The sequence below is a fragment of the Streptomyces antnestii genome (assembly GCF_004005495.1).
GTDB classification, from domain to species: Bacteria; Actinomycetota; Actinomycetes; order Streptomycetales; family Streptomycetaceae; genus Streptomyces; species Streptomyces antnestii.
Genome location: NZ_RZYA01000010.1, coordinates 182,686 through 203,357 on the forward strand (window position 1 = coordinate 182,686; position 20,672 = coordinate 203,357).

14 protein-coding genes are annotated in these 20,672 nt (G+C 70.1%); 8 read left to right on the forward strand and 6 right to left on the reverse strand.

Features of this window, described 5'->3' with window-relative positions; translation table 11 throughout:
- Positions 1 to 8: 8 nt before the first annotated feature.
- Entirely contained in the window at positions 9 to 203 is a 195-nt protein-coding gene (locus EOT10_RS21950; protein ID WP_189491905.1) for a hypothetical protein, read from the reverse strand.
- A gap of 579 nt (positions 204 to 782) precedes the next feature.
- Here EOT10_RS21950 and EOT10_RS21955 point away from each other — a divergent pair.
- From EOT10_RS21955 to EOT10_RS21990, 8 genes are all read left to right on the forward strand, one after another.
- Complete coding sequence (locus tag EOT10_RS21955; protein ID WP_127829982.1) at positions 783 to 4,631, forward strand: sensor histidine kinase; 3,849 nt, start codon at positions 783 to 785, stop codon at positions 4,629 to 4,631.
- Between the two features lie 9 nt (positions 4,632 to 4,640).
- Entirely contained in the window at positions 4,641 to 5,054 is a 414-nt protein-coding gene (locus EOT10_RS21960; protein WP_127830076.1) for a roadblock/LC7 domain-containing protein, read from the forward strand.
- A 109-nt stretch (positions 5,055 to 5,163) separates the two neighbouring features.
- A complete protein-coding gene (locus EOT10_RS21965) occupies positions 5,164 to 5,574 on the forward strand; it encodes a DUF742 domain-containing protein (RefSeq protein WP_127829983.1) in 411 nt (136 codons plus the stop codon).
- A complete protein-coding gene (locus EOT10_RS21970; protein ID WP_100595019.1) occupies positions 5,555 to 6,136 on the forward strand; it encodes a GTP-binding protein in 582 nt (193 codons plus the stop codon). The genes EOT10_RS21965 and EOT10_RS21970 overlap by 20 nt, the downstream gene beginning before the upstream one ends.
- Before the next feature lie 367 nt (positions 6,137 to 6,503).
- Positions 6,504 to 9,728, forward strand: coding sequence for a sensor histidine kinase (locus EOT10_RS21975; RefSeq protein ID WP_127829984.1), 3,225 nt, complete (start codon positions 6,504 to 6,506; stop codon positions 9,726 to 9,728).
- Between the two features lie 10 nt (positions 9,729 to 9,738).
- Positions 9,739 to 10,152, forward strand: a complete 414-nt coding sequence (locus EOT10_RS21980; RefSeq protein ID WP_127829985.1) for a roadblock/LC7 domain-containing protein — start codon at positions 9,739 to 9,741, stop codon at positions 10,150 to 10,152.
- Between the two features lie 93 nt (positions 10,153 to 10,245).
- Positions 10,246 to 10,854: a DUF742 domain-containing protein gene (locus tag EOT10_RS21985; RefSeq protein WP_127829986.1), complete on the forward strand. Its 609-nt coding sequence runs from the start codon at positions 10,246 to 10,248 to the stop codon at positions 10,852 to 10,854.
- Complete coding sequence (locus tag EOT10_RS21990) at positions 10,835 to 11,416, forward strand: GTP-binding protein (protein WP_127829987.1); 582 nt, start codon at positions 10,835 to 10,837, stop codon at positions 11,414 to 11,416. Before EOT10_RS21985 ends, EOT10_RS21990 begins: the two co-directional genes overlap by 20 nt.
- 125 nt (positions 11,417 to 11,541) lie before the next feature.
- On the opposite strand, the gene EOT10_RS21995 is transcribed toward EOT10_RS21990, so the two are convergent.
- The 5 genes from EOT10_RS21995 to EOT10_RS22015 all read right to left on the reverse strand — a co-directional run bounded on the left by EOT10_RS21995 (position 11,542) and on the right by EOT10_RS22015 (position 20,438).
- Positions 11,542 to 11,736, reverse strand: a complete 195-nt coding sequence (locus tag EOT10_RS21995; RefSeq protein WP_127829988.1) for an acyl-CoA carboxylase epsilon subunit — start codon at positions 11,734 to 11,736, stop codon at positions 11,542 to 11,544.
- A 22-nt stretch (positions 11,737 to 11,758) separates the two neighbouring features.
- Entirely contained in the window at positions 11,759 to 13,360 is a 1,602-nt protein-coding gene (locus tag EOT10_RS22000; protein ID WP_127829989.1) for an acyl-CoA carboxylase subunit beta, read from the reverse strand.
- A gap of 154 nt (positions 13,361 to 13,514) precedes the next feature.
- Positions 13,515 to 15,872, reverse strand: a complete 2,358-nt coding sequence (locus EOT10_RS22005) for a polysaccharide lyase 8 family protein (protein ID WP_127829990.1) — start codon at positions 15,870 to 15,872, stop codon at positions 13,515 to 13,517.
- 92 nt (positions 15,873 to 15,964) lie between these two features.
- Positions 15,965 to 19,810, reverse strand: a complete 3,846-nt coding sequence (locus EOT10_RS22010; protein WP_127829991.1) for an endo-alpha-N-acetylgalactosaminidase family protein — start codon at positions 19,808 to 19,810, stop codon at positions 15,965 to 15,967.
- Between the two features lie 118 nt (positions 19,811 to 19,928).
- On the reverse strand, positions 19,929 to 20,438 hold the full coding sequence (locus EOT10_RS22015) for a hypothetical protein (protein WP_127829992.1): 510 nt from the start codon (positions 20,436 to 20,438) through the stop codon (positions 19,929 to 19,931).
- Positions 20,439 to 20,672 lie beyond the last annotated feature (234 nt).

Here is a 20,672-nt window from a genome sequence, read left to right on the forward strand (position 1 = left end):
ATCTGGGTTCAGGCCACCGGGGTCGTCTCGGGGGCGACCATCAGGATCGTGCGGCGCGTGTTGGCGGTCTGGGTGGGGAGGTCCACGGAGTACTCCGGCTGCTCCGGCGCCGTCTGCAGCTCGTCGGCGTCCTTGAGGTGCGCCAGGGTGGTGCGCCGCGGGTTGGCGATGTTGCGGAACATCGCGGACTTCACAGTCTTCATCTGTCGCTCGTGACCTTGTCGGTGCGGGCGCCCGCAGGGCGCCGGTTGTCGGATTCGCCATCCCTGTAAAGCGTCAGGCTAAACATCTGATTCCCGTCAAAAGCGAGGGGGAGGCGATCTTCTTCATGTGAGTTTGCTCACCAGAGGGCGGGCATTCGTGTCAATTCGGACCCGAAATACGGCCAGCTGAAACAGACATTCCCTGACTGAAGCCACCATTCCGCGGCCGATCATGGCGACTGGGACACCCCCGGGGTGTAGGTGGAACGTCCGGAGAAGTCCGTTATCGACTAGATCACTTTCTACGTCTCGTGACGCAATCCTCACACGGCGTCACACTGACCCCGCCCTGTACCGCGGCCCTTGTTGGAGATCCTGCACTGTGCTGGAATTCGCGGGACCGCCGCGAGATCGAGCCGGCGCGCACGGGGCGCAACGCAGCGCCGAGTCGCGGCGGAAAGGGGGAGGAGCGCCGGTCACCGACGACCGACAGGGGGCGTGTCAGCTCGCCCCGAACTACGCCGACACCGTCCCATCCGCGCACGCGGGGGGACGCCTGGTCCAGAGGTTGCGACGCTAGTGCAGGGACGTAAGAACAGGGATGGCAGCGCTGCGGCGGAGCCGGAGCCGCGCGGCGGGACTGGCCCGATGACAGGCAGTTCCTCGCCCCAGCACGCCCAGAACCCGGGCCGGACCGCGTCCGTCGAGGGCGGTACGGGGCCCTCGGCCGGCAGTGCGCCCAAGGCCGCCCCCCGGCCCAAGGCCCCCACCGGCCCCGGCTCGCGCATGGCCCTGCGCAACTGGCGTATCTCCACCCGCCTCGTGTCGCTGCTCGCCCTCCCCGTGGTCGCCGCGACCTCGCTGGGCGCGCTGCGCATCACCGAGTCGATGAGCGACATCCAGCAGCTCGACAACATGAAGCTGCTCACCGACATGACCAAGCAGGCCACCGAGCTCGCGTCCGCGCTCCAGGAGGAGCGCGACCAGTCGGCCGGCCCGCTGGCCAACGGCGGCAAGGCGTCCGAGGACTACACCGTCAAGGGCGCGCGCGAGAGGACCGACCGCGCGCGCAAGGCCTTCATGGAAGGCACGTACGAGATCACCGACGGGACCAACAACAGTGGTCTCGACGGTGTGCAGGACCACGTCACGCAGATCGCCGGCCAGCTCAACAACCTCAAGGGCATCCGGCAGGACGCGTTCCGGGACCGCAGCACCTCGTCCCAGACGATCGACGCCTACAGCCGCCTCGTCGAGCAGCTGCTTTCGCTCTCCACCGACATGGCGCAGGCGACCAGCAACCCCGAGATGATCAAGCGCACGCGCGCCCTGGCGTCGTTCTCCTCCGCCAAGGAGTACGCGTCCGTGCAGCGCGCCATCATCGCGGCCGCCCTGCCTCCCAACAAGCGTGACTACGGCCAGCTCTCCGAGACGGACCGCCGCTACGGCGAGGCCGCCCTGGAGAACCAGGAGTCGGACCTCAAGGGCTTCAGCTCCGTCTACGGCAACGTCGCCGCCACCGAGCTGATGAAGCCCATCGACTCGGGCAACGCGACCATCAAGGCCGCCGACCAGTACGCCCGCCGCGCCCTCAGCCAGGAGGGCGGCATCAGGATCCAGGACAAGCGGTCCTACAAGGACTGGGTCGACGCGGACAGCCAGCGTCTGCAGGAAATGTCCAAGATCGAGCTGACGCTGCTCAACCAGATGGAGCAGCAGGCCCGCGAGCTGCGCAACGAGTCCGAGCGCACGGCCATCATCAACGGTGCGCTGATCCTGCTCGTCCTCGGCGTCTCGCTCGTCGGCGCGTTCGTCGTGGCCCGGTCCATGATCCGCTCGCTGCGCCGGCTCCAGGACACCGCGACCAAGGTCGCCCAGGACCGCCTGCCCGAGCTGGTCAAGCAGCTGTCCGAGTCGGACCCGCAGGACATCGACACCTCCGTCGAGTCCGTCGGTGTGCACTCGCGCGACGAGATCGGCCAGGTGGCCTCGGCCTTCGACGACGTGCACCGCGAGGCGGTCCGCCTCGCCGCCGAGCAGGCCCTCCTGCGGGGCAACGTCAACGCGATGTTCACCAACCTCTCGCGCCGTTCGCAGGGTCTGATCCAGCGCCAGCTCTCGCTCATCTCCGAGCTGGAGTCGCGCGAGGCCGACCCCGACCAGCTGTCCTCGCTGTTCAAGCTCGACCACCTCGCGACCCGCATGCGTCGTAACGGTGAGAACCTCCTCGTCCTCGCCGGTGAGGAGCCCGGCCGCCGCTGGACCCGCCCGGTCCCGCTGGTCGACGTGCTCCGTGCCGCGGCCTCCGAGGTGGAGCAGTACGAGCGCATCGAGCTGGCGTCGGTCCCCGCGACCGAGGTCGCCGGACGCGTCGTCAACGACCTCGTGCACCTGCTCGCCGAGCTCCTCGAGAACGCCACGTCGTTCTCGTCGCCGCAGACCAAGGTCAAGGTCACCGGTCACGCGCTGCCCGACGGCCGTGTGCTGATCGAGATCCACGACACCGGTATCGGCCTCTCCCCCGAGGACCTGGCCGCGATCAACGAGCGGCTCGCGTCGCCGCCCACCGTGGACGTGTCGGTCTCCCGCCGCATGGGTCTGTTCGTGGTCGGCCGTCTGTCGCAGCGCCACGGCATCCGTATCCAGCTCCGCCCGTCCGACTCCGGCGGTACGACGGCGCTCGTCATGCTGCCCGTCGACGTCGCCCAGGGCGGCAAGAAGGCTCCCGGCAAGGGTGGCCCCGGTGCTGCCCCCACCGGTGGTCCCGCCGCGGCGCAGGCCGCCGCCGGTGTGGCCGCCGCCCGGCGCGGGACCGGCCCCGCCCTTCAGGGTGGTCCCGGTGGACCCGGCGGACCCGGTGGTGCGGGCCGGCTCAACGCCGGTCCGGGCGCGGCGCGTCCGCAGGTCGCGGGCTCGGGTCCGCGTGCGGCGCTGCCCAGCCGCGACGGCAACGGCCCGCAGGCGCCTCAGGAACCCCGGTCCCAGCAGCCGCAGCTGTCTCCGCAGGCCCCGCAGTCTCAGCAGTCTTCGCAGCAGGGCCGTCCGGCCGGCGCCGGCATGTTCGGCGCGCAGGGTCCGCAGGGCGGTCCCGGCCAGGGTCAGCCGCAGGGCCAGGGTCTCGGCCAGGGCCCGGGCCAGAACGGTCCCGTGCCGTCCAAGGAGCGGACGAACCAGGCGCCCGAGCAGGGCCGCCGCCCGGTCCTGCCGCCGCGTGGCGGGCCGCGCGCCGAGCTGCCCGGGGGCAACCCCCAGCCTCGCGTGCCGAGTTGGGGCAGCGACGACGCTCAGCCGCCGGTGCCGCGTGCCTCGCTCGACGCGCCGCGCGGGCACGACGAGTCGGACTCCACGTCGCAGTTCCCGCAGGTGGACGACCGGCAGGGCCCCGGCTCGACGGCCGAGTTCGCCCGGCCCGACTTCGACGCGCCGTTCCCCGGTGGTCCCGCCCCGCACGACCAGGGTCAGGGTCAGAACGACGGTCCCTTCGTCCGTAACGACGTCTTCGGCGGCCACCAGGGCCAGTCGCAGAACCCGAACCACCAGAACCCGAACCACCAGAGCCCGCAGAACCAGAACCCGCAGCACCAGGGCCACCACACCGGCCAGTTCGCGGCTCCCTCCTACGACGACGGGCTGCGCCCCGTCCCGCAGGACCCTGCCGCCACCGGCCAGTTCGCGGCCCCGAGTCACGACGACGCCGGGCAGCAGGGCCGTCGCGGCGGTCCCGCGCGTGACCTGCCGCAGCTCGGCTCCCGTGACGCGGCCGACTTCTCCATGCCGCGCCCGCCCGGCCAGGGCTCCCAGGACCAGGGACTCCCGGCCCAGCCGCGCCCCGAGCGCCAGGACGCCCTGCCGCCGGCCGGGCCCGGCGACGGCCGTACGCCGCTGTTCGACACCCTCGAGACCAACTGGTTCCACGGCCAGCAGTCGGGACAGCAGGCCGGGCAGCAGCAGCCGGACCAGCCGCAGGGTCCCGCGCCCCAGCAGAACAACGGCCGCCCGGGCTCGGGCCTGCCGCAGCGCTCGCCGCAGCAGCAGCAGCAGCAGCAGCAGCAGTCTCCGTCGCCCGCGTCCCCCGCGCCCGCCCGCCCGGCGGCAGCCGCACCCGCGGCGCCCCAGCAGGCCCAGGCGCCCGCCAACTGGCGCCAGTCGCCCAACGACGAGCTCGGCCGCCAGGCCGAGCGGGTCCGCCAGCCCTCGGCCGGCGGGGTCACCGTCTCCGGGCTCCCGCGTCGCGTCCCGCGTGCGAACCTTGTCGCGGGTACGGCTCAACAGCAGCAGCACCCAGCCGGGCCGCAGGTCTCGCGTTCGCCTGACGAAGTCCGTGGCCGGCTGACCAATCTCCGTCGGGGCATTCAGCAGGGTCGCCAGGCCGGTAGCACGGGCCAGACCGGCAGTTTTCCGAGGCCCACTCACCAGCAGGAGCGTTAGTTGACCCAGATGAGCCAGGCGGCACAGAACCTGAACTGGTTGATCACCAACTTCGTGGACAACACGCCGGGGGTCTCCCACACCGTCGTCGTGTCCGCGGACGGCCTGCTGCTCGCCATGTCGGAGGGGTTCCCCCGGGACCGCGCCGACCAGCTGGCGGCCGTCGCGTCGGGCCTCACCTCGCTGACCGCGGGCGCGTCCCGCATCTTCGAGGGCGGCACGGTGTCCCAGACCGTGGTGGAGATGGAGCGTGGCTTCCTCTTCCTCATGTCGGTATCGGACGGCTCGTCCCTCGCGGTGCTCGCGCACCCCGAGTGCGACATCGGCCTCGTCGGCTACGAGATGGCGCTGCTCGTGGACCGCGCGGGTTCCGTACTCACCCCTGACCTGCGCGCCGAACTGCAGGGCAGCCTGCTGCACTAGTCACGACCTCCCCCACACGCACGTACGACCGCACCGTCCGGCCGCCACGTCCCCCCACCGGCCCCGTCAGACGGCATGCAGACCACCTGCTGTCCCGCCCGGAGGATCCATGACCCCGCCCACCGCCTCTCACGACCCGTACGGTGTGTCTCCGCACGCCTCGTACGGTCCTGAAGGCGACCAGCCGCTGGTGCGTCCTTACGCGATGACCGGTGGCCGGACCCGGCCGCGCTACCAGCTCGCCATCGAGGCGCTGGTCAGCACGACCGCCGACCCGGCCCAGCTGATCGGGCTGCTCCCCGAGCACCAGCGCATCTGCCACCTGTGCCGCGAGGTCAAGTCGGTGGCGGAGGTCTCGGCCCTGCTGACGATGCCTCTCGGTGTGGCCCGGATCCTCGTCGCGGACCTGGCGGAAGCGGGACTGGTGGCGATCCACCAGCCCGGCGGCGACGAGAACGCCGGCGGCCAGCCTGACGTGACACTGCTCGAAAGGGTGCTCAGTGGACTTCGCAAGCTCTAACGGCGGAGGCGGCCGTTCCACCACGTCCGCGAAGATCGTGGTGGCCGGCGGCTTCGGCGTCGGCAAAACCACCTTCGTGGGCGCCGTCTCGGAGATCAACCCGCTGCGCACCGAGGCCGTCATGACGTCCGCGTCCGCGGGCATCGACGACCTCACCCACACCGGAGACAAGACGACGACCACCGTCGCCATGGACTTCGGCCGCATCACCCTGGACCAGGACCTGATCCTGTACCTCTTCGGTACGCCCGGACAGGACCGCTTCTGGTTCATGTGGGACGACCTCGTGCGCGGCGCCATCGGTGCGATCGTGCTCGTCGACACCCGCCGTCTCGCCGACTGCTTCCCCGCCGTCGACTACTTCGAGAACAGCGGACTGCCCTTCGTCGTCGCCCTCAACGGCTTCGAGGGGCACCAGCCCTACACGCCCGACGAGGTGCGTGAGGCGCTGCAGATCGGCCCGGACACCCCGATCATCACCACCGACGCCCGACACCGTGCGGATGCAAAGAGTGGCCTGATCACCCTGGTCGAGCACGCCCTGATGGCCCGTCTGAAGTAGCCGGAACGCCGGAAATCCGGCCACCAAGTGGGTAGATCCATACGGCAGTTGTCGTAGTGCTCCCGGAGGCCGCTGTGTCCTATGACACGGTCGGCCTCCGCGTTCATAACGTTTCGACAGAGAATTCCGGTGCCTCCGACACACGTCGCGCACACCCGGTTCCACTGCGCGCACAAGAGCCCCGCCTTTTGGCGGGGCTCGCTCTTTATGACCGTTTTATCTGGGGCATACGTCACTCGGAGCTTCCGGTTCCCAGTGTTTGGAAGAGAACCGCCTGACGTGCTGGAATGCGCTGAACTGCCCAGTAGGTTAGGGCCTGGAGACAGCGGCACAGCGTAGGTGCCGACGCCGAGAGGTTGTTGGTCGAGTGAGGCGAAGCAAGAACGGTCCCGAGCCGTCTTCGGCGCGGGGCAACTTCACCCCGCCGCCGCGTACGGCGGCGCCTGCCGCACGGGCGTCACGGGCCGAGCAGGCCCCGGCGCCGTCCGGCGGCCGCATGTCGCCGCGCAACTGGCGTGTGCCGACGAAGCTGAACGCGATCCTGCTCATACCCGTGCTCGTGGGTCTGATCATGGGTGGCTTCCAGGTCAAGAGCTCGATCGACACCTGGAACGAGGCCAACGACGCCGAGAACACGGCGCGTCTGGTGCAGGCGTCGCTGACGTACGCCAACACCCTCATCGACGAGCGCGACATCACCGCCGCTCCGCTGCTCCTGGGCAAGCGGAACGACCCGAAGGTCCTCAAGGCCCGCGCCGCGACGGACGAGGCGGCCCACGCCTTCGACGCCGCCGCGAAGAACATGCCGGCCAAGGAAGGCCTGGAGCGCCGTCTCGCGCAGTTCAAGAAGGTCGAGCCCGGCCTGGAGAAACTGCGGGCCGCCGCCTACACGAGCAAGCTGCCCGGCGTGATGACCGAAGAGGGCTACGTCGCGATCCAGCACCCGCTGATGGAGTTCGCCAACGAGCTCGGTCTGGGCACCGGAAACATCACCAGCTACGGCCGCACCGTCTACGCGATCTCGCTCTCCAAGGCCGCGCTGTCCCTCGAGCGCTCCATCGGCACGCACCTGCTGGTCAAGCCGGGCCCGTCGGCGACCAGCTTCGGCAAGCAGAAGATCGCCCTCTCCTCCTACGCCTACCTCGAGGGCATCGCCATCGAGGAGTACCAGGGCGGTGGCACCCAGGCCGACGTCGACAAGCTCGACGCCGCCAAGAAGCAGCTGAAGACCGACGGCGCGAAGCAGGCCAAGCAGGCCGCCATGGCCGCGAAGGCCCAGGGCAAGACGTACGTCCCGCCGCCGGCCGACCCCAGGGACATGGTCGCCGTCATCGCCATGCTGCCCTCCACGCAGCCCCTGGCCCGGCAGGCCATCGCGCAGCGCGGCGTCACCGCGGAGAACTGGTGGGCGGTCAACACCGCCAAGTTCAACGCGTACCGCACCATCGAGTCCGACCTCGCCGACAAGGCGGTGAACGAGGCCGCCGGCATCGCCGACGACGCCAAGCAGTCCACCTTCGTCACCGGCGCCATCGTGCTCGTCGCCCTGCTCGCCGCGTTCGTCCTGGCCGGCCTCATGGCACAGCAGATGAGCCGCTCGATGCGCCGCCTGCGCACCGCCGCCTTCGACGTCGCCGAGCAGCGCCTGCCGATGCTCGTCGACCAGCTCTCCCGTACCGACCCGGGCCGCGTCGACACCCGTGTCACGCCCATCCCGATCAACTCCACGGACGAGATCGGCGAGGTCGCCCGCGCCTTCGACCAGGTGCACCGCGAGGCCGTCCGGCTCGCCTCCGAGCAGGCCCTGCTGCGCGGCAACATCAACGCGATCTTCACCAACCTGTCGCAGCGCAACCAGTCGCTGATCGAGGGCCAGCTGACCCTGATCACCGACCTGGAGAACAACGAGGCCGACCCGGACCAGCTGGAGAACCTCTTCCGCCTGGACCACCTCGCGACCCGTATGCGCCGCAACGGCGAGAACCTCCTGGTCCTCGCCGGCGAGGAGCCCGGCCGCCGCTGGGACCAGCCGGTCCCCCTGGTCGACGTCCTGCGCGCCGCCTCCTCCGAGGTGGAGCAGTACGAGCGCATCGAGCTGTCGGGCGTCCCGGAGGCCGAGATCCACGGCCGCTCCGTGACCGACCTCGTGCACCTGCTCGCCGAGCTCCTGGAGAACGCCACCACGTTCTCCTCGCCGCAGACCAAGGTCCGCGTCACCGCGACCCGTCTCCCCGACGGCCGCGTCATGATCGAGATCCACGACAAGGGCATCGGCCTCACCGCCGAGGACTTCGCGGACATCAACCACAAGCTGGCCAACCCGCCGACCGTGGACGCCGCGATCTCGCAGCGCATGGGCCTGTTCGTGGTCGGCCGCCTGTCCGACCGGCACGGCATCCGGGTCCAGCTGCGTCCCTCGGGCGAGCAGGCCGGCACGACGTCGCTCGTCATGCTGCCCGACGTCATCACCCACGGTGGCAGCGGCGACCAGCTCCCCGAGTCCGAGTTCACCGTCTCCTCGATGATCCCGTCGCAGTCGGCGTACGAGCCGGCCCCGCTGCGCACCGCCGCGGAGCTCGGCTTCGACGACAGTCAGTACGGCGACGTCCCTGACGACCTGCGCGACCTGGACCCGGTCGGCCGTTCCCTGATGCGCGAGGAGCGCCGCGCGGCCCTCGAGGCCCAGACGCACACCGGCGAGGACGACGGCCGTCCGCTGTTCCGCGACGAGGTGACCGCCCCGGCCGCCGACCCGTTCGAGCGGCAGGAACAGGCCGCGTACAACCCCGCGCAGCCCGCGTACGACGACCGTCCGCAGCAGACGTACGAGGACTCCTCGGCCGTCTACGCGACGGACCGTCAGACGTACGAAGAGCAGCCGCAGACCGGGTCCTACGACGACTCGTTCTTCGCCTCGCAGTCCGGCTACGCGTCCCAGGACGGCTATGCGGAACCGGCGCAGGAGACCTTCCCGGCCTTCGGCGGCGGCCCGCGGCGCGGCTCGCAGCAGGACGACTGGCCCACGCGCGACGGTTACCAGGATCAGTACGGATCCGAGTACCCCGCACAAGCGGAATCCGCTCAGCTCGCTGACGCCGGTGAGCAGGAGCGCGTAGGCTTCGACGCGCACGGTCCCGCCGCGCCGGCCGGGCCCGCCCCGTCGGCCGCACACTCGCTCACCGACGCCGGACTTCCGCGGCGCGGTGCACCGACGGCGAGTTCGTCGGACGACCGTGCCGACAACACCACCCAGGACAACGGCGGCGGCAGCACCGGCGGCGGCACCGACGACTGGCGTTCGTCCAACGACGAGCGCTGGGTTCGCGCGGAGCAGCTCCGTAAGCCGAAGGCGGGCGGAGTCACCTCCTCCGGCCTGCCGCGCCGGGTGCCCAAGGCCAACCTGGTCGAGGGCACGGCGGAATCGACCCCGCAGGGCGGCCCCCAGGTCTCCCGCGCGCCGGAGGACGTCAGGGGCAGGCTGAGCAACCTGCGCCGGGGCGTGCAGCGGGGACGTGAAGCAGGAAGTGACACGAACGGCCAGGCCACGAATCAGCACAGTGGTCCTGACAGCACCTACAACCAGGAGCGTTAGTGTGAGCCCGATGAGCCAGGCGGCACAGAACCTGAACTGGTTGATCACCAACTTCGTGGACAACACCCCCGGGGTGTCGCACACGGTGGTGGTCTCCGCCGACGGACTCCTTCTGGCGATGTCCGAAGGGTTCCCGCGTGACCGTGCCGACCAGCTGGCGGCCGTCGCGTCGGGACTTACCTCGCTGACCGCGGGAGCGTCCCGCATCTTCGAGGGCGGCAGCGTGAACCAGACAGTTGTGGAGATGGAGCGAGGATTCCTCTTCATCATGTCCATCTCCGACGGTTCTTCTCTTGCTGTCCTCGCACACCCGGAGGCGGACATTGGCCTCGTCGGGTACGAGATGGCACTTCTTGTCGACCGCGCGGGAACGGTTCTCACTCCGGACCTGCGGCAGGAGCTTCAGGGGAGCCTTCTCAACTGACAGACAGGCGGTGCGTTTTCGCGTTCCGTGGCCGTAAGGTTTCGGGACGCGGCTCCACGGTGATGGTGTCCGGCACAGTTGGAGGAGGAGTACGTGACTGGTTCTGCAACACCCCCGAGCGGTTCATCGGCGAACTGGTCCTACGGGCCTGGCCAGGGCCAGGGTCAGGGTCAGGGTCCGGGTCAGGGTGACGCGCCGAACCGGTACAACTTCCCCTCCGCGCCGAGCCACCGGCGTCCGTCGTACGCGCCCCCGAACCCGCCGCAGCCGCGGCAGCCGGGGCCGTACGACCAGCCGGCCGCACCGCGCATCCAGCCCGTGCAGCCGCAGCGGCGTCCCGAGACCCCTGCGCCGGCTGCCAACAACCCCCTGGTGCGTCCCTACGCCATGACGGGTGGCCGCACCAGGCCGCGTTACCAGCTCGCCATCGAGGCGCTGGTCAGCACGACCGCGCAGCCGCACCAGTTGCAGGGCCAGTTGCCCGAGCACCAGCGGATCTGCACCCTCTGCCGAGAGATCAAGTCGGTGGCCGAGGTCTCGGCCCTGCTCTCCATCCCCCTCGGCGTGACCAGGATTCTCGTCGCCGACTTGGCGGAGGCGGGCCTGGTCGCCATTCATCAGCCCGGCGGCGACGAGAACGCCGGCGGCCAGCCAGACGTGACTTTGCTCGAAAGGGTGCTCAGTGGACTTCGCAAGCTCTAGCGGAGGGCCTTCCCGCTCCACCACGTCCGCGAAGATCGTGGTGGCCGGCGGCTTCGGCGTCGGCAAAACCACCTTCGTGGGCGCCGTCTCGGAGATCAACCCGCTGCGCACCGAGGCCGTCATGACGTCCGCGTCCGCGGGCATCGACGACCTCACCCACACCGGAGACAAGACCACCACCACGGTGGCCATGGACTTCGGCCGCATCACCCTGGACCAGGACCTGATCCTCTACCTGTTCGGCACCCCCGGACAGGACCGCTTCTGGTTCATGTGGGACGACCTCGTCCGCGGCGCCATCGGCGCGATCGTGCTCGTCGACACCCGCCGTCTCGCCGACTGCTTCCCCGCCGTCGACTACTTCGAGAACAGCGGACTGCCCTTCGTGGTGGCGCTGAACGGCTTCGAGGGCAATCAGCCGTACCAGCCGGACGAGGTCCGTGAGGCGCTGCAGATCGGCCCGGACACCCCGATCATCACCACCGACGCCCGACACCGCGCGGACGCCAAGTCGGCGCTCATCACTCTCGTGGAGCACGCGCTGATGGCTCGCCTGCGCTAGCCTGCGGCGCTGCCCCGGACATGGGAAAGCCCCCAGTGACCTTCGGGTCACCGGGGGCTTTTTCGCCCTTCGGGCTCGTCCTCAAACTCCCCCAGACTCCGTCCGGGGGGACCCCCACGGGCTGATTAGCCCTGCCAGCTGTGGGGCGCCCGGAAGCCGTGCTGGCGCTCCAGGCGGCGCCACCCGGCCTTGTCGCGGCCGCGCAACGCGGGGATGTCGGTCGGTGCGGCGGCGGCGCGGGCCAGCAGGATCGCGGTCAGGGCCGCGACCTCCTCGGGCTCGGCGTGGCCCTTCTCAACGCGGATGTCGGGTGCAGACATGTGCAGTGATCTCCTTGTGGGGTTACTGCGGGGGGTTGCCGTGCTTGCGCGAAGGCAGGTCGGCGTGCTTCGTGCGCAGCATCGCGAGGGAGCGGATGAGCACCTCGCGGGTCTCGGCGGGGTCGATGACGTCGTCGACCAGGCCCCGCTCGGCCGCGTAGTACGGGTGCATCAGCTCTGCCTTGTACTCCTTGACCATGCGGGTGCGCATGGCCTCGGGGTCCTCGGCGTCCGCGATCTGACGGCGGAAGATGACGTTGGCGGCGCCCTCGGCACCCATCACGGCGATCTCGTTGGTGGGCCAGGCGTAGGTGAGGTCGGCACCGATCGACTGGGAGTCCATGACGATGTAGGCACCTCCGTACGCCTTGCGCAGGATGAGGGAGATCCGCGGCACCGTCGCGTTGCAGTACGCGTACAGCAGCTTGGCGCCGTGCCGGATGATCCCGCCGTGCTCCTGGTCGACGCCCGGCAGGAAGCCGGGGACGTCCAGGAAAGTCACGATCGGAATGTTAAAAGCGTCGCACATCTGGACAAAGCGGGCAGCTTTTTCGCTGGCCTCGATGTCCAGGACGCCCGCGAGGGACGAGGGCTGGTTGGCGACGATGCCGACGACCTGGCCGTCCAGGCGGGCCAGGGCGCAGATGATGTTGCGCGCCCAGCGCTCGTGGACCTCGAGGTAGTCGCCGTCGTCGACGAGCTCCTCGATGACCTTGGCCATGTCGTACGGGCGGTTGCCGTCGGCCGGGACCAGGTCGAGGAGGACGTCCGAGCGGCGGTCGGCGGGGTCCTCCGAGGCCACGGTCGGCGGGTTCTCACGGTTGTTCGAGGGCAGCATCGAGATGAGGTAGCGGACCTCGGCGATGCAGGTCTCCTCGTCGTCGTACGCGAAGTGGCAGACGCCCGAGGTCTCGGCGTGCACGTCCGCGCCGCCGAGGCCGTTCTGGGTGATCTCCTCGCCGGTGACCGCCTTGACGACGTCCGGGCCGGTGATGAACATCTGCGAGGTCTCGCGGACCATGAAGACGAAGTCGGTGAGGGCGGGGCTGTAGGCCGCGCCGCCGGCGCACGGGCCGAGCATCACGCTGATCTGCGGGATGACACCGGACGCCTTGGTGTTGCGCTGGAAGATGCCGCCGTAACCGGCGAGGGCGGAGACGCCCTCCTGGATACGGGCGCCCGCGCCGTCGTTCAGGGAGACCAGCGGGGCACCGGCCGCGATGGCCATGTCCATGATCTTGTGGATCTTGGTGGCGTGGGCCTCGCCCAGGGCGCCGCCGAAAATCCGGAAGTCGTGCGCGTAGACGAAGACCGTCCGGCCCTCGACCGTGCCCCAGCCGGTGATGACACCGTCGGTGTACGGCTTCTTGGTCTCCAGGCCGAAGCCGGTGGCCCGGTGCCGGCGCAGCTGCTCGACCTCGTTGAACGATCCCGCGTCGAGCAGCAGCTCGATCCGCTCACGCGCGGTCAGCTTGCCCTTCGCGCGCTGGGCCTCGGTCGCCTTGTCGCTGGGCCCGCGCAGCGCCTGCTCACGGATCGCGTGCAGCTCTGCGACGCGCCCGCGCGCGTCAGTGGGCTCATCTCCGGGGGAACCGGCCGATGCGGTGTCGTCCAAAACGGTCATGTAGCGACCTTACGAAGGCGACCAAGCAAAACGGGCCGTCGACTCCGTACAGTCTCCGGCCCGTTTTCCTGGTTAGCCCGAACAGAACGCCGCCCTTATGCAGCCGAAGTGACTGCTCAGGGCCCTGCCGCCTTGTAGGGGTCACACAAATGGGTCAGTTGAGAGTCACCTCACACCGATGGCTCACGCATGCCGTCCCCGGAGTGACGCGCAGCCGCAGCCTACGGCCCGTGGCGACCACCTCGACGGACGGGTCGTGGCTGACGACGGAGCGCACGGGCCGGTCCCAGACGACGTCCACGGACTGCCCGGTGCGCGGCGGTTCGCTGACGACCAGTGTCGCCGCAGGCCCCTTCCTGCGCACCAGGACGCTCGCCGGGGCCGACACGGTGAGGTCTCCCGCGCTCCCCTCCTGCCAGAAGTTCGCCGCGGTCACCCCCTGGGAGGGCACGGCGACTGCCTGGACGGCGGCCGTGTTGGCGAGGACCGACAGCCAGCCGCGGTCGTCCGCGCGCTCCGCCACCGCCTCCTTCGAGGCGCCCGGCATCAGGAGGTAGGAGTAGGCGGCGTCGGTGGGGTCCGTGCCGTGGTCCAGCCAGAGCGTCTGCCAGCGGCGGGTGCGGCGCTCGGTGGAGCTGGTGGTGTTGATGTCGGACCACGCGCCGGCGCGGTCCTCGCGCAGGTGCTTCAGCGGGGCGCCGCCCGGGAAGACCCAGCCGCCGTGGCCTTCGAGGTGGGCCCAGCCCGGACGCGTTCCGGAGCCGACGGTGAAGTCCTGCGTGCCTCCCTCGCCGAGGTTGCGGTTGTCGACGACGGTCTCGACGGGTACGCCGTCGGCCGCGGTGATCCCGGCGCCGAGGCAGACCACGCTGTCGGCGAGGCAGAACCACGACTTGCGGGCCTGGAGCGTCGAGCCCAGGCCCTTGACGTGCTGGCCGACCGCCGCGAACTCGCCGTCCGTGGCGCCGCCGACCCACTTCACGGCGGGCCGGGACGCGCCCCACTCGCCGCCGGCCTTGTCGGCGAGGCGCTTGGTGGACACGGTCGTGCCGGGCAGCCGGTAGTAGTCGACGGTCGGCCAGAACCAGTCGGTGTACTGATCGGAGCGCTCCCCCGCCGCCCACCACAACACCATGCCGGCCCCCGTGTGCCAGCCGCGCGGGTTCTCGCCGTTGCCGCACTCGTAGTACGCGATGCGGTCCGAGGACATGGAGATGTTCGCGGCGAAGCGGGGGCGCTTGTGCACCGCGCGGTCCATGGAGGCGAACAGGGTGTGGCCGACGGGCTCCGGGGCCGCCTCGACGGCGGAGTCCGCGATGGCGTGCAGCCGGGACAGGTCCGCGACCCCGAACTGCTTCGCCGTCAGGAGCGGTGTCACGGTGTCGCGCTCGATCCAGCCCTTGATGCGCCCGTGCCAGCGTTCCCGCTCGGCGGGACTCGCGCCGGCCGCGAGCTGTGCCATGGCGGCGATCAGGCCCTGGCCGTGGAAGTGGTCGCTGCGCATGACGTGGAGGTCGTCGCTCTTGAGGTAACCACGGCTGATGGCACGGCCGTTGACGCTGTCCATCATCAGGCCGTCGAGGATCAGCGGGGCGTAGGCGTGCTCGACGCTGTCGAGGATGATCTGCCGGTTCGGGTCGGTGACGGCCCAGGTCGACCCGGCGAGCAGCGCGAAGAGGCGGCCGAGCCCGTCGAGCATGACCTGCCCATAGGTGCCGGAGTAGGCGATGTACGTGTGCTGGACGAAGGACCCGTCGGCGTAGAGGCCGTCGCCCCTGGTGACGTAGGGGAAGACGGGCGAGAGGGCGTCGCGGGCCAGGGCCGTCTTGTCGGGGTTCTTGCCGAGGATCCCGCGCAGGGCGACGGAACGGCACAGGTCGACGCGGTTGGCGCCGGTGGAGGTGCCCGAGTAGGTGCGGAGCACCGAGTCGGGGATGAAGTGGTCGACGGCGGCGAACGCGGCGTCGCGCTGGTCCTGGGTGAGGTGGTCGTACAGGGCCGCGACGATGTCCATCAGGAGGCGGGGGCTGCCGATCTGCCACTCCCACCAGTTCCCGTACGGAGCGGTGGTCGCCTTGTAGACGGTCGTGGAGAGATGGTCGAAGCCCTTGATGACGTCGGCGAGGAGGCCCGCGTCGCCGGTCGATCCCGTGCCCTGCTGCACGTACGCCTGCGTCATCGTCCACAGGCGGCTGTAGCCCTGGGTGATGCCGGCCGGGGGGTCGAAGGGGTAGCCGGGCCACAGGGATGTGGCGGTGGGCGTCATCGTCGCTCTGAAGCCGCGGGCGAGGTCGCCGAGTTGCTTCAGGCGGGAGGCGTAGGGCTCGGCGGTGGCGTCGTAGCCGGTGCCGAGGGAGATCTCCAGCCAGCGCCTGCGCAGGGTGTCGTACTCGTCGTCCGCGGCGGAGGCGGCCGAGGCCGACCGGGCCGAGGCGGCCTCGGCCGGCAGGGCGAGCGCGGTGCCCGCGAGGAGCGTGGACGCGATGAGGAACGTGCGACGCGTGGGTGTCATGGAGCTGCACCTAATCAGTCGTAGAAAGCGCTGTCTACGGTGTGCGCGGAAAGGGCCCCGCTCCGGGGAGCGGGGCCCGGGAGCCGGTGGGATCAACTGCCGCAATGGAAGCGGGCATTGCCCCAGTCGGCGTGGTCGTTCCCGTTGCCGTCGCCGCCGTCGCCGACGACCAGGTCGACGTACTTGGCGCCGGTGACGTCGGCGGTGAGCGACCAGGCGTTGTCGGCGGCCTTGAGGACCGGCGACTTCACCTTCTCCGTGCCGTCCGCCGCGACGGAGAACTGCACACTGCCGCGGGTCGTCTGGATGTCGTCGACGCCGACCTCGGCGGTGAAGGACGTGCACTGGCCGCCGAGGTAGTAGCGCACCTTGGCGGGCGCGTGCGTGCCCAGACCCTTGGCGTACGAGACGCCGCCGATCTTGATGGGCGTGCCGTCACCCTGCCCCTGCTCGCCGTTGGACAGGTCGCGCTCGACCGGCCCCCAGCCGTTCGTGGCGGACGTCCAGTCCAGGTCACTGGCGTACGTGTCCTTGGTGGGCGGCGGCGGGAGGGTGCGCACGGTGGCGCCCGCGGTCAGCGTCCGCGCGCTGTCACCGACCTGGTACGTGACCTTCGAACTCAGCTGGTACGGCTGGTACTTGGCGTCCACCGGCGGGGTGACCTGCCAGGTGGCGGTGGCCTTGGCGCCGGGGGCGACCGGACCGAGCGCGACCGGGCCCGCCGGCTCGGCCTTCCAGCCCTCGGGCAGGTCGAGCGCGACGGACGCGCCGTCGACCTCGCTCGCCTCGTAGTTGGTGAAGGTGGCCTCGACCTTGTTCTTCTGACCGGGCTCCAGGGTCTCGTCCGACGTCAGGGCGAGGGTGCCGCAGGCCGCCTTGTCCTTGGCCGGGCCGAGGTCGGTGACGGTGAAGTCGTCGAGAACGAAGTCGGCGCCGTCCGGGGCCCCTTCGAGCTTGCGCAGGCCCGTCCAGGTGTCACCGCAGCCGGCCGTGACCGTGCCCTCGTAGTGGCCGGTCGTGCGCTGCTGACCGATCGGGGTGCTCGCGGTCTCGACCTGGTCAGGGGTGCCGTCGGCGGCGACGCGGTCGTAGCCGCTCACCCACTGGTAGGCGCCCGCGTGGCTCGACTGGTAGTCGAACTCGACCTTGTAGGCGTGCCCGTCGGTCATCGGCACGTCGGCCGGGGACGTCCGGTAGACGACGCCGTCGTTCTCCTCGTGGGACTTCAGGGACTCGCCGCCGTCGATGACGTCGTCGACGAGCTTCCCGTTCCAGCCTGCCCGGGTGTACGGGGCGTGCTGCTGCGCGATGTGCGTGCGCGGGTCGGTGACACCGCCCGCGTCGCCCTTGTCGAAGGGGCCCCAGCCCTGGTCGACGTTCTCGAAGTCCTCGTGGACGACGGTGCCGGGCTTCATGGTGGGCGCGTCGGCGACGAGGCGTACGTCGTCCACGCGCACGGTCGCCGGCGAGCCCTCGGCCGCCTCGATCCGCAGCGTGGCGCGGCCGTTCGCGGGCGCCGTGAAGTTGACCTTCACGCGCTGCATGGAGGTGCCGCCCCAGTCGCTTGCGGCGATGGTGTTCTCCAGCGTCGAGCGTTCGACGGCCACGGACCTGCCGCCCGCGCTCAGCGTCGTGCGGCGGGACTTGCCCGGTTCGACCTCGACCCAGGCGGAGGCGGTGTAGTGCTTGCCGGCGTCCAGGCCGCTGACGCGCTGCTCGACGGCGGCGGTGCCGGTGCCGCTCAGGGCGGCGCTGTTACGGCCGTGGTCGTCGGTGTCGCGCTTGACGGTGCCGGTCTTGTCCCAGGCCGTCAGGCGGTCGTCGTTGAAGCCGGGGTCCTTGACGTGTGTGCCCTCGCCCCAGGCGGGGTCGACCGCGTCGGGCGTCTCGTCGGCCGGGTAGAGCACGTACGGCTGCTTGGCGTCGGCCTTCAGCGTGATCTTCCCACCGGAGGCGCGCACGGTGCCGGTCTTCACGCGGCCGTTGTCGGTGAGCTTGTACACCGTGTACGAGGAGCCGGGCACGTCCCAGCTCGTCGTGCCGCCGCTCCTGCTGTAGTGGTAGAGCTTCTTGCCGCCGTCCCACGGGAGCAGGTAGTCGGTCCCGTCGAGGACCTTCCTGCCGTGGTCGTAGAAGGTGCGGCGGCCGTCCTCGACGGTGCCGCGCAGCCCGCCGGTGAGGGTGATGTCGTCGCCGTTCCAGCGGGTGATCCGCTGGTGCTGGAGGAACTTGGCGGGCAGGTCGCGCTGCCAGATGTTGTCGTAGAAGGAGTTCCAGTCGTTCTCGCCGGTCCAGCCCTCGAACTCGTCGATGGCGCTCTGGCCGAGGACGAGGTCGTTGTTCCAGACGTCCTTCTCGCCGTTGCGGATGAACCGGATGATCTTCGAGTTGAGGCCCTTATTCGTCCTGGGCCCGTAGTCGAGGTCGTTGGCCCAGTGCGACCACAGGGACTGGCGCTCGAACTTGTCGGCCCACTCGGTGGCCATGTTCCAGCCCTGCGACCGGATGGCCTCGGCGGTCCGCTCGGCGATCCAGCCGTGCGTGTAGTAGACGTCGACGTAGATCGTCGTGAGGTTCGGGTCGGTCTCGTCGCGCAGCTGCTTGAAGCGGGCGGCGAGGTCGCCGCTGTTGATGTCGCGGCGCTGGTTGATGTAGTAGCTCTGGTCGAGCCAGTTCCAGCCCGGGGCCTTGGGGTCGACGAGGTCGCCGCTGAAGTTCTTGGCGACGGGGTACGCCTCGGTGGCGTTCACGTGGACGCCGAAGCTGGTGCCGAACCTCTTGCCGGTCTTGAGGAGCTTGTTGAGGTCCTTGAGGCCGCCGGCGCGCTTGTTGGTGTTGCCGCCGTAGTCGGGGTGCGCGGAGTCGTGGCCCTCGGAGGCGTAGCCCTTGAGGAGGGCGAACTGGCCGAGGTTGTCGGTCGCGAGAGAGATCCGCTTGACGTCGTCGAGGGTGCGCAGGAAGGGGTGCGTGGCCTGGCTGGCGAAGTTGAACGGGATGTGCGTGATGACCCGGTCGGGGGTGCCGTCGCTGCCCTTCGCCTTCACACCGATGTCGTGGAAGGCGACCGCGCCGTCCTGCCAGTCGACCTTGCCGTCGCCGTTGGCGTCGGGGGTGACGACGACCTTCGCCCACGGCAGGTCATTGCCGGTGGCGGGGGTGGGCGCACCGTCCCCGCGGTAGGTCCACTGGCCCGACCAGACGCCGACGCGGGTGGAACCGTCGGCGGATTTGCGGGCCTGGTGCCAGAAGCGGGCGTCGTCACCATTGGTCTTGCCGCTGGGCTTGTCGTACGTCGAGTTGGACTCGACGGCGGCGGCGAGCGAGCCGGTGTTGACGATGGCGTACGAGGCGCCGGCCGGCGAGGCGTCGGCCGGGGTGCCGGCCGTGACCTTGCCGAACACGTCGGCGGTGCGCGTCGAGTCGTTGTCGAGCGTCGTGAACGCGGTCTCGGCGCCGCCGTCCGAACTGCCCACGGAGACGAGGTCGTGCCCGGGGATGTCGATCGTGCCGACCCGGAAGGCGTCGGTGTCGCGCACGGCGGTCACCTTGAAGGTGGTGGCGCGCCCGCTGACGCTCAGCGAGGCGTCGATCTCGACACCGGCGAGGTCGGGGAAGGTCAGGGTGTACGCGGCCGTGGAGCCGGTGACCTCGGGGGTGCCCTTGACCGCGACGGCGTACGCCTTGCCGTTCAGGGTGACCTTGTCCACCGGGCTCGTGCTGCCGAGGAGCTGCGCGCCCGAGGCGCGGTCGGTGTACGACAGGACGCGCGGGAAGTCGTCGGCGACGGCGACGGACAGCTGCGCGGATCCGATGACGGCCTGCGCCACGGCGGGCGTGGGGTCGGCGGCGGCCGGCAGCACGGGGCCCGTGAGGGCGAACACGGCGGACGATGCGGCGACGACGGCGACGGAGCCTGCGGCGCGAGATCTTCGTGACATAGAGGACTGGGTATCCGCGGTGACACGGCCCGGTCAACGGAGCAGGGCCTTCCGGGCGGCGGCAGTCCAACAACCACCGCCCGGAAGTCCAAGTCACCGCGTGTAGCCGCCGGTTCGGTCAGCAGCCGCCGCAGTTGTAGTAGAGGACGTCCCAGTGACTGCCCTCGTCGGCGTAGATGTTGCCGGAGCCCGACTTGTACTGCGGGGCTCCGTCGCCGCGCAGGCCGATGTAGGTGAAGGTGTTCTTGATGTAGCTGGTGACACAGGTGTTCTTGCCGTAGTCGAGCTTGTAGCCGTTCCAGTGCGAGTACGTGCCGCTCGCGTGGCCCGTCTCGGTGCCGCCGGTGATGTTCAGGGCGCAGCCGGTGGCGCGCTTGAGGGTCTGGGCGCCCTGGGCGGTGGCGAGGTTGAGCTGCTCGAAGGACGTACAGGTGGGGTTGTTGCGGTCGGAGCAGCCGCCGGAGGACGACCAGGTGATGCCGACCTCGCGGAACATCGACGTCGCGGTGGCGTGACTGATCTTGGTGGCGGCCTGGGCGTCGGTGGCGGAGCCGAGCACCCCGAAGCCTGGGGCGAAGAGGGCGCAGAGGACGAGCGCGAGCGCGCTCGCGGCCGAGCGGATTCTCATGGGAGGGGTCCTTCCTGCTGGAGACCGTGCTGACTGTGAGACGGCTGTGCAGGTGGGGCAGGGAGATAGTGCCCGAGTTCTACGCGCGTCCGCCAGAGCGCGTCACGCCATGACGCGGTGTAATCGTGGGGAGACTTTGCGCTTGATGTTGAAAGTTGAACAGAATGGCGCTACAGTCATTCTCGTTGAAGGTTAAACATTCAACGACCAACCGCCCCGCCCCGTCCCCAAGGA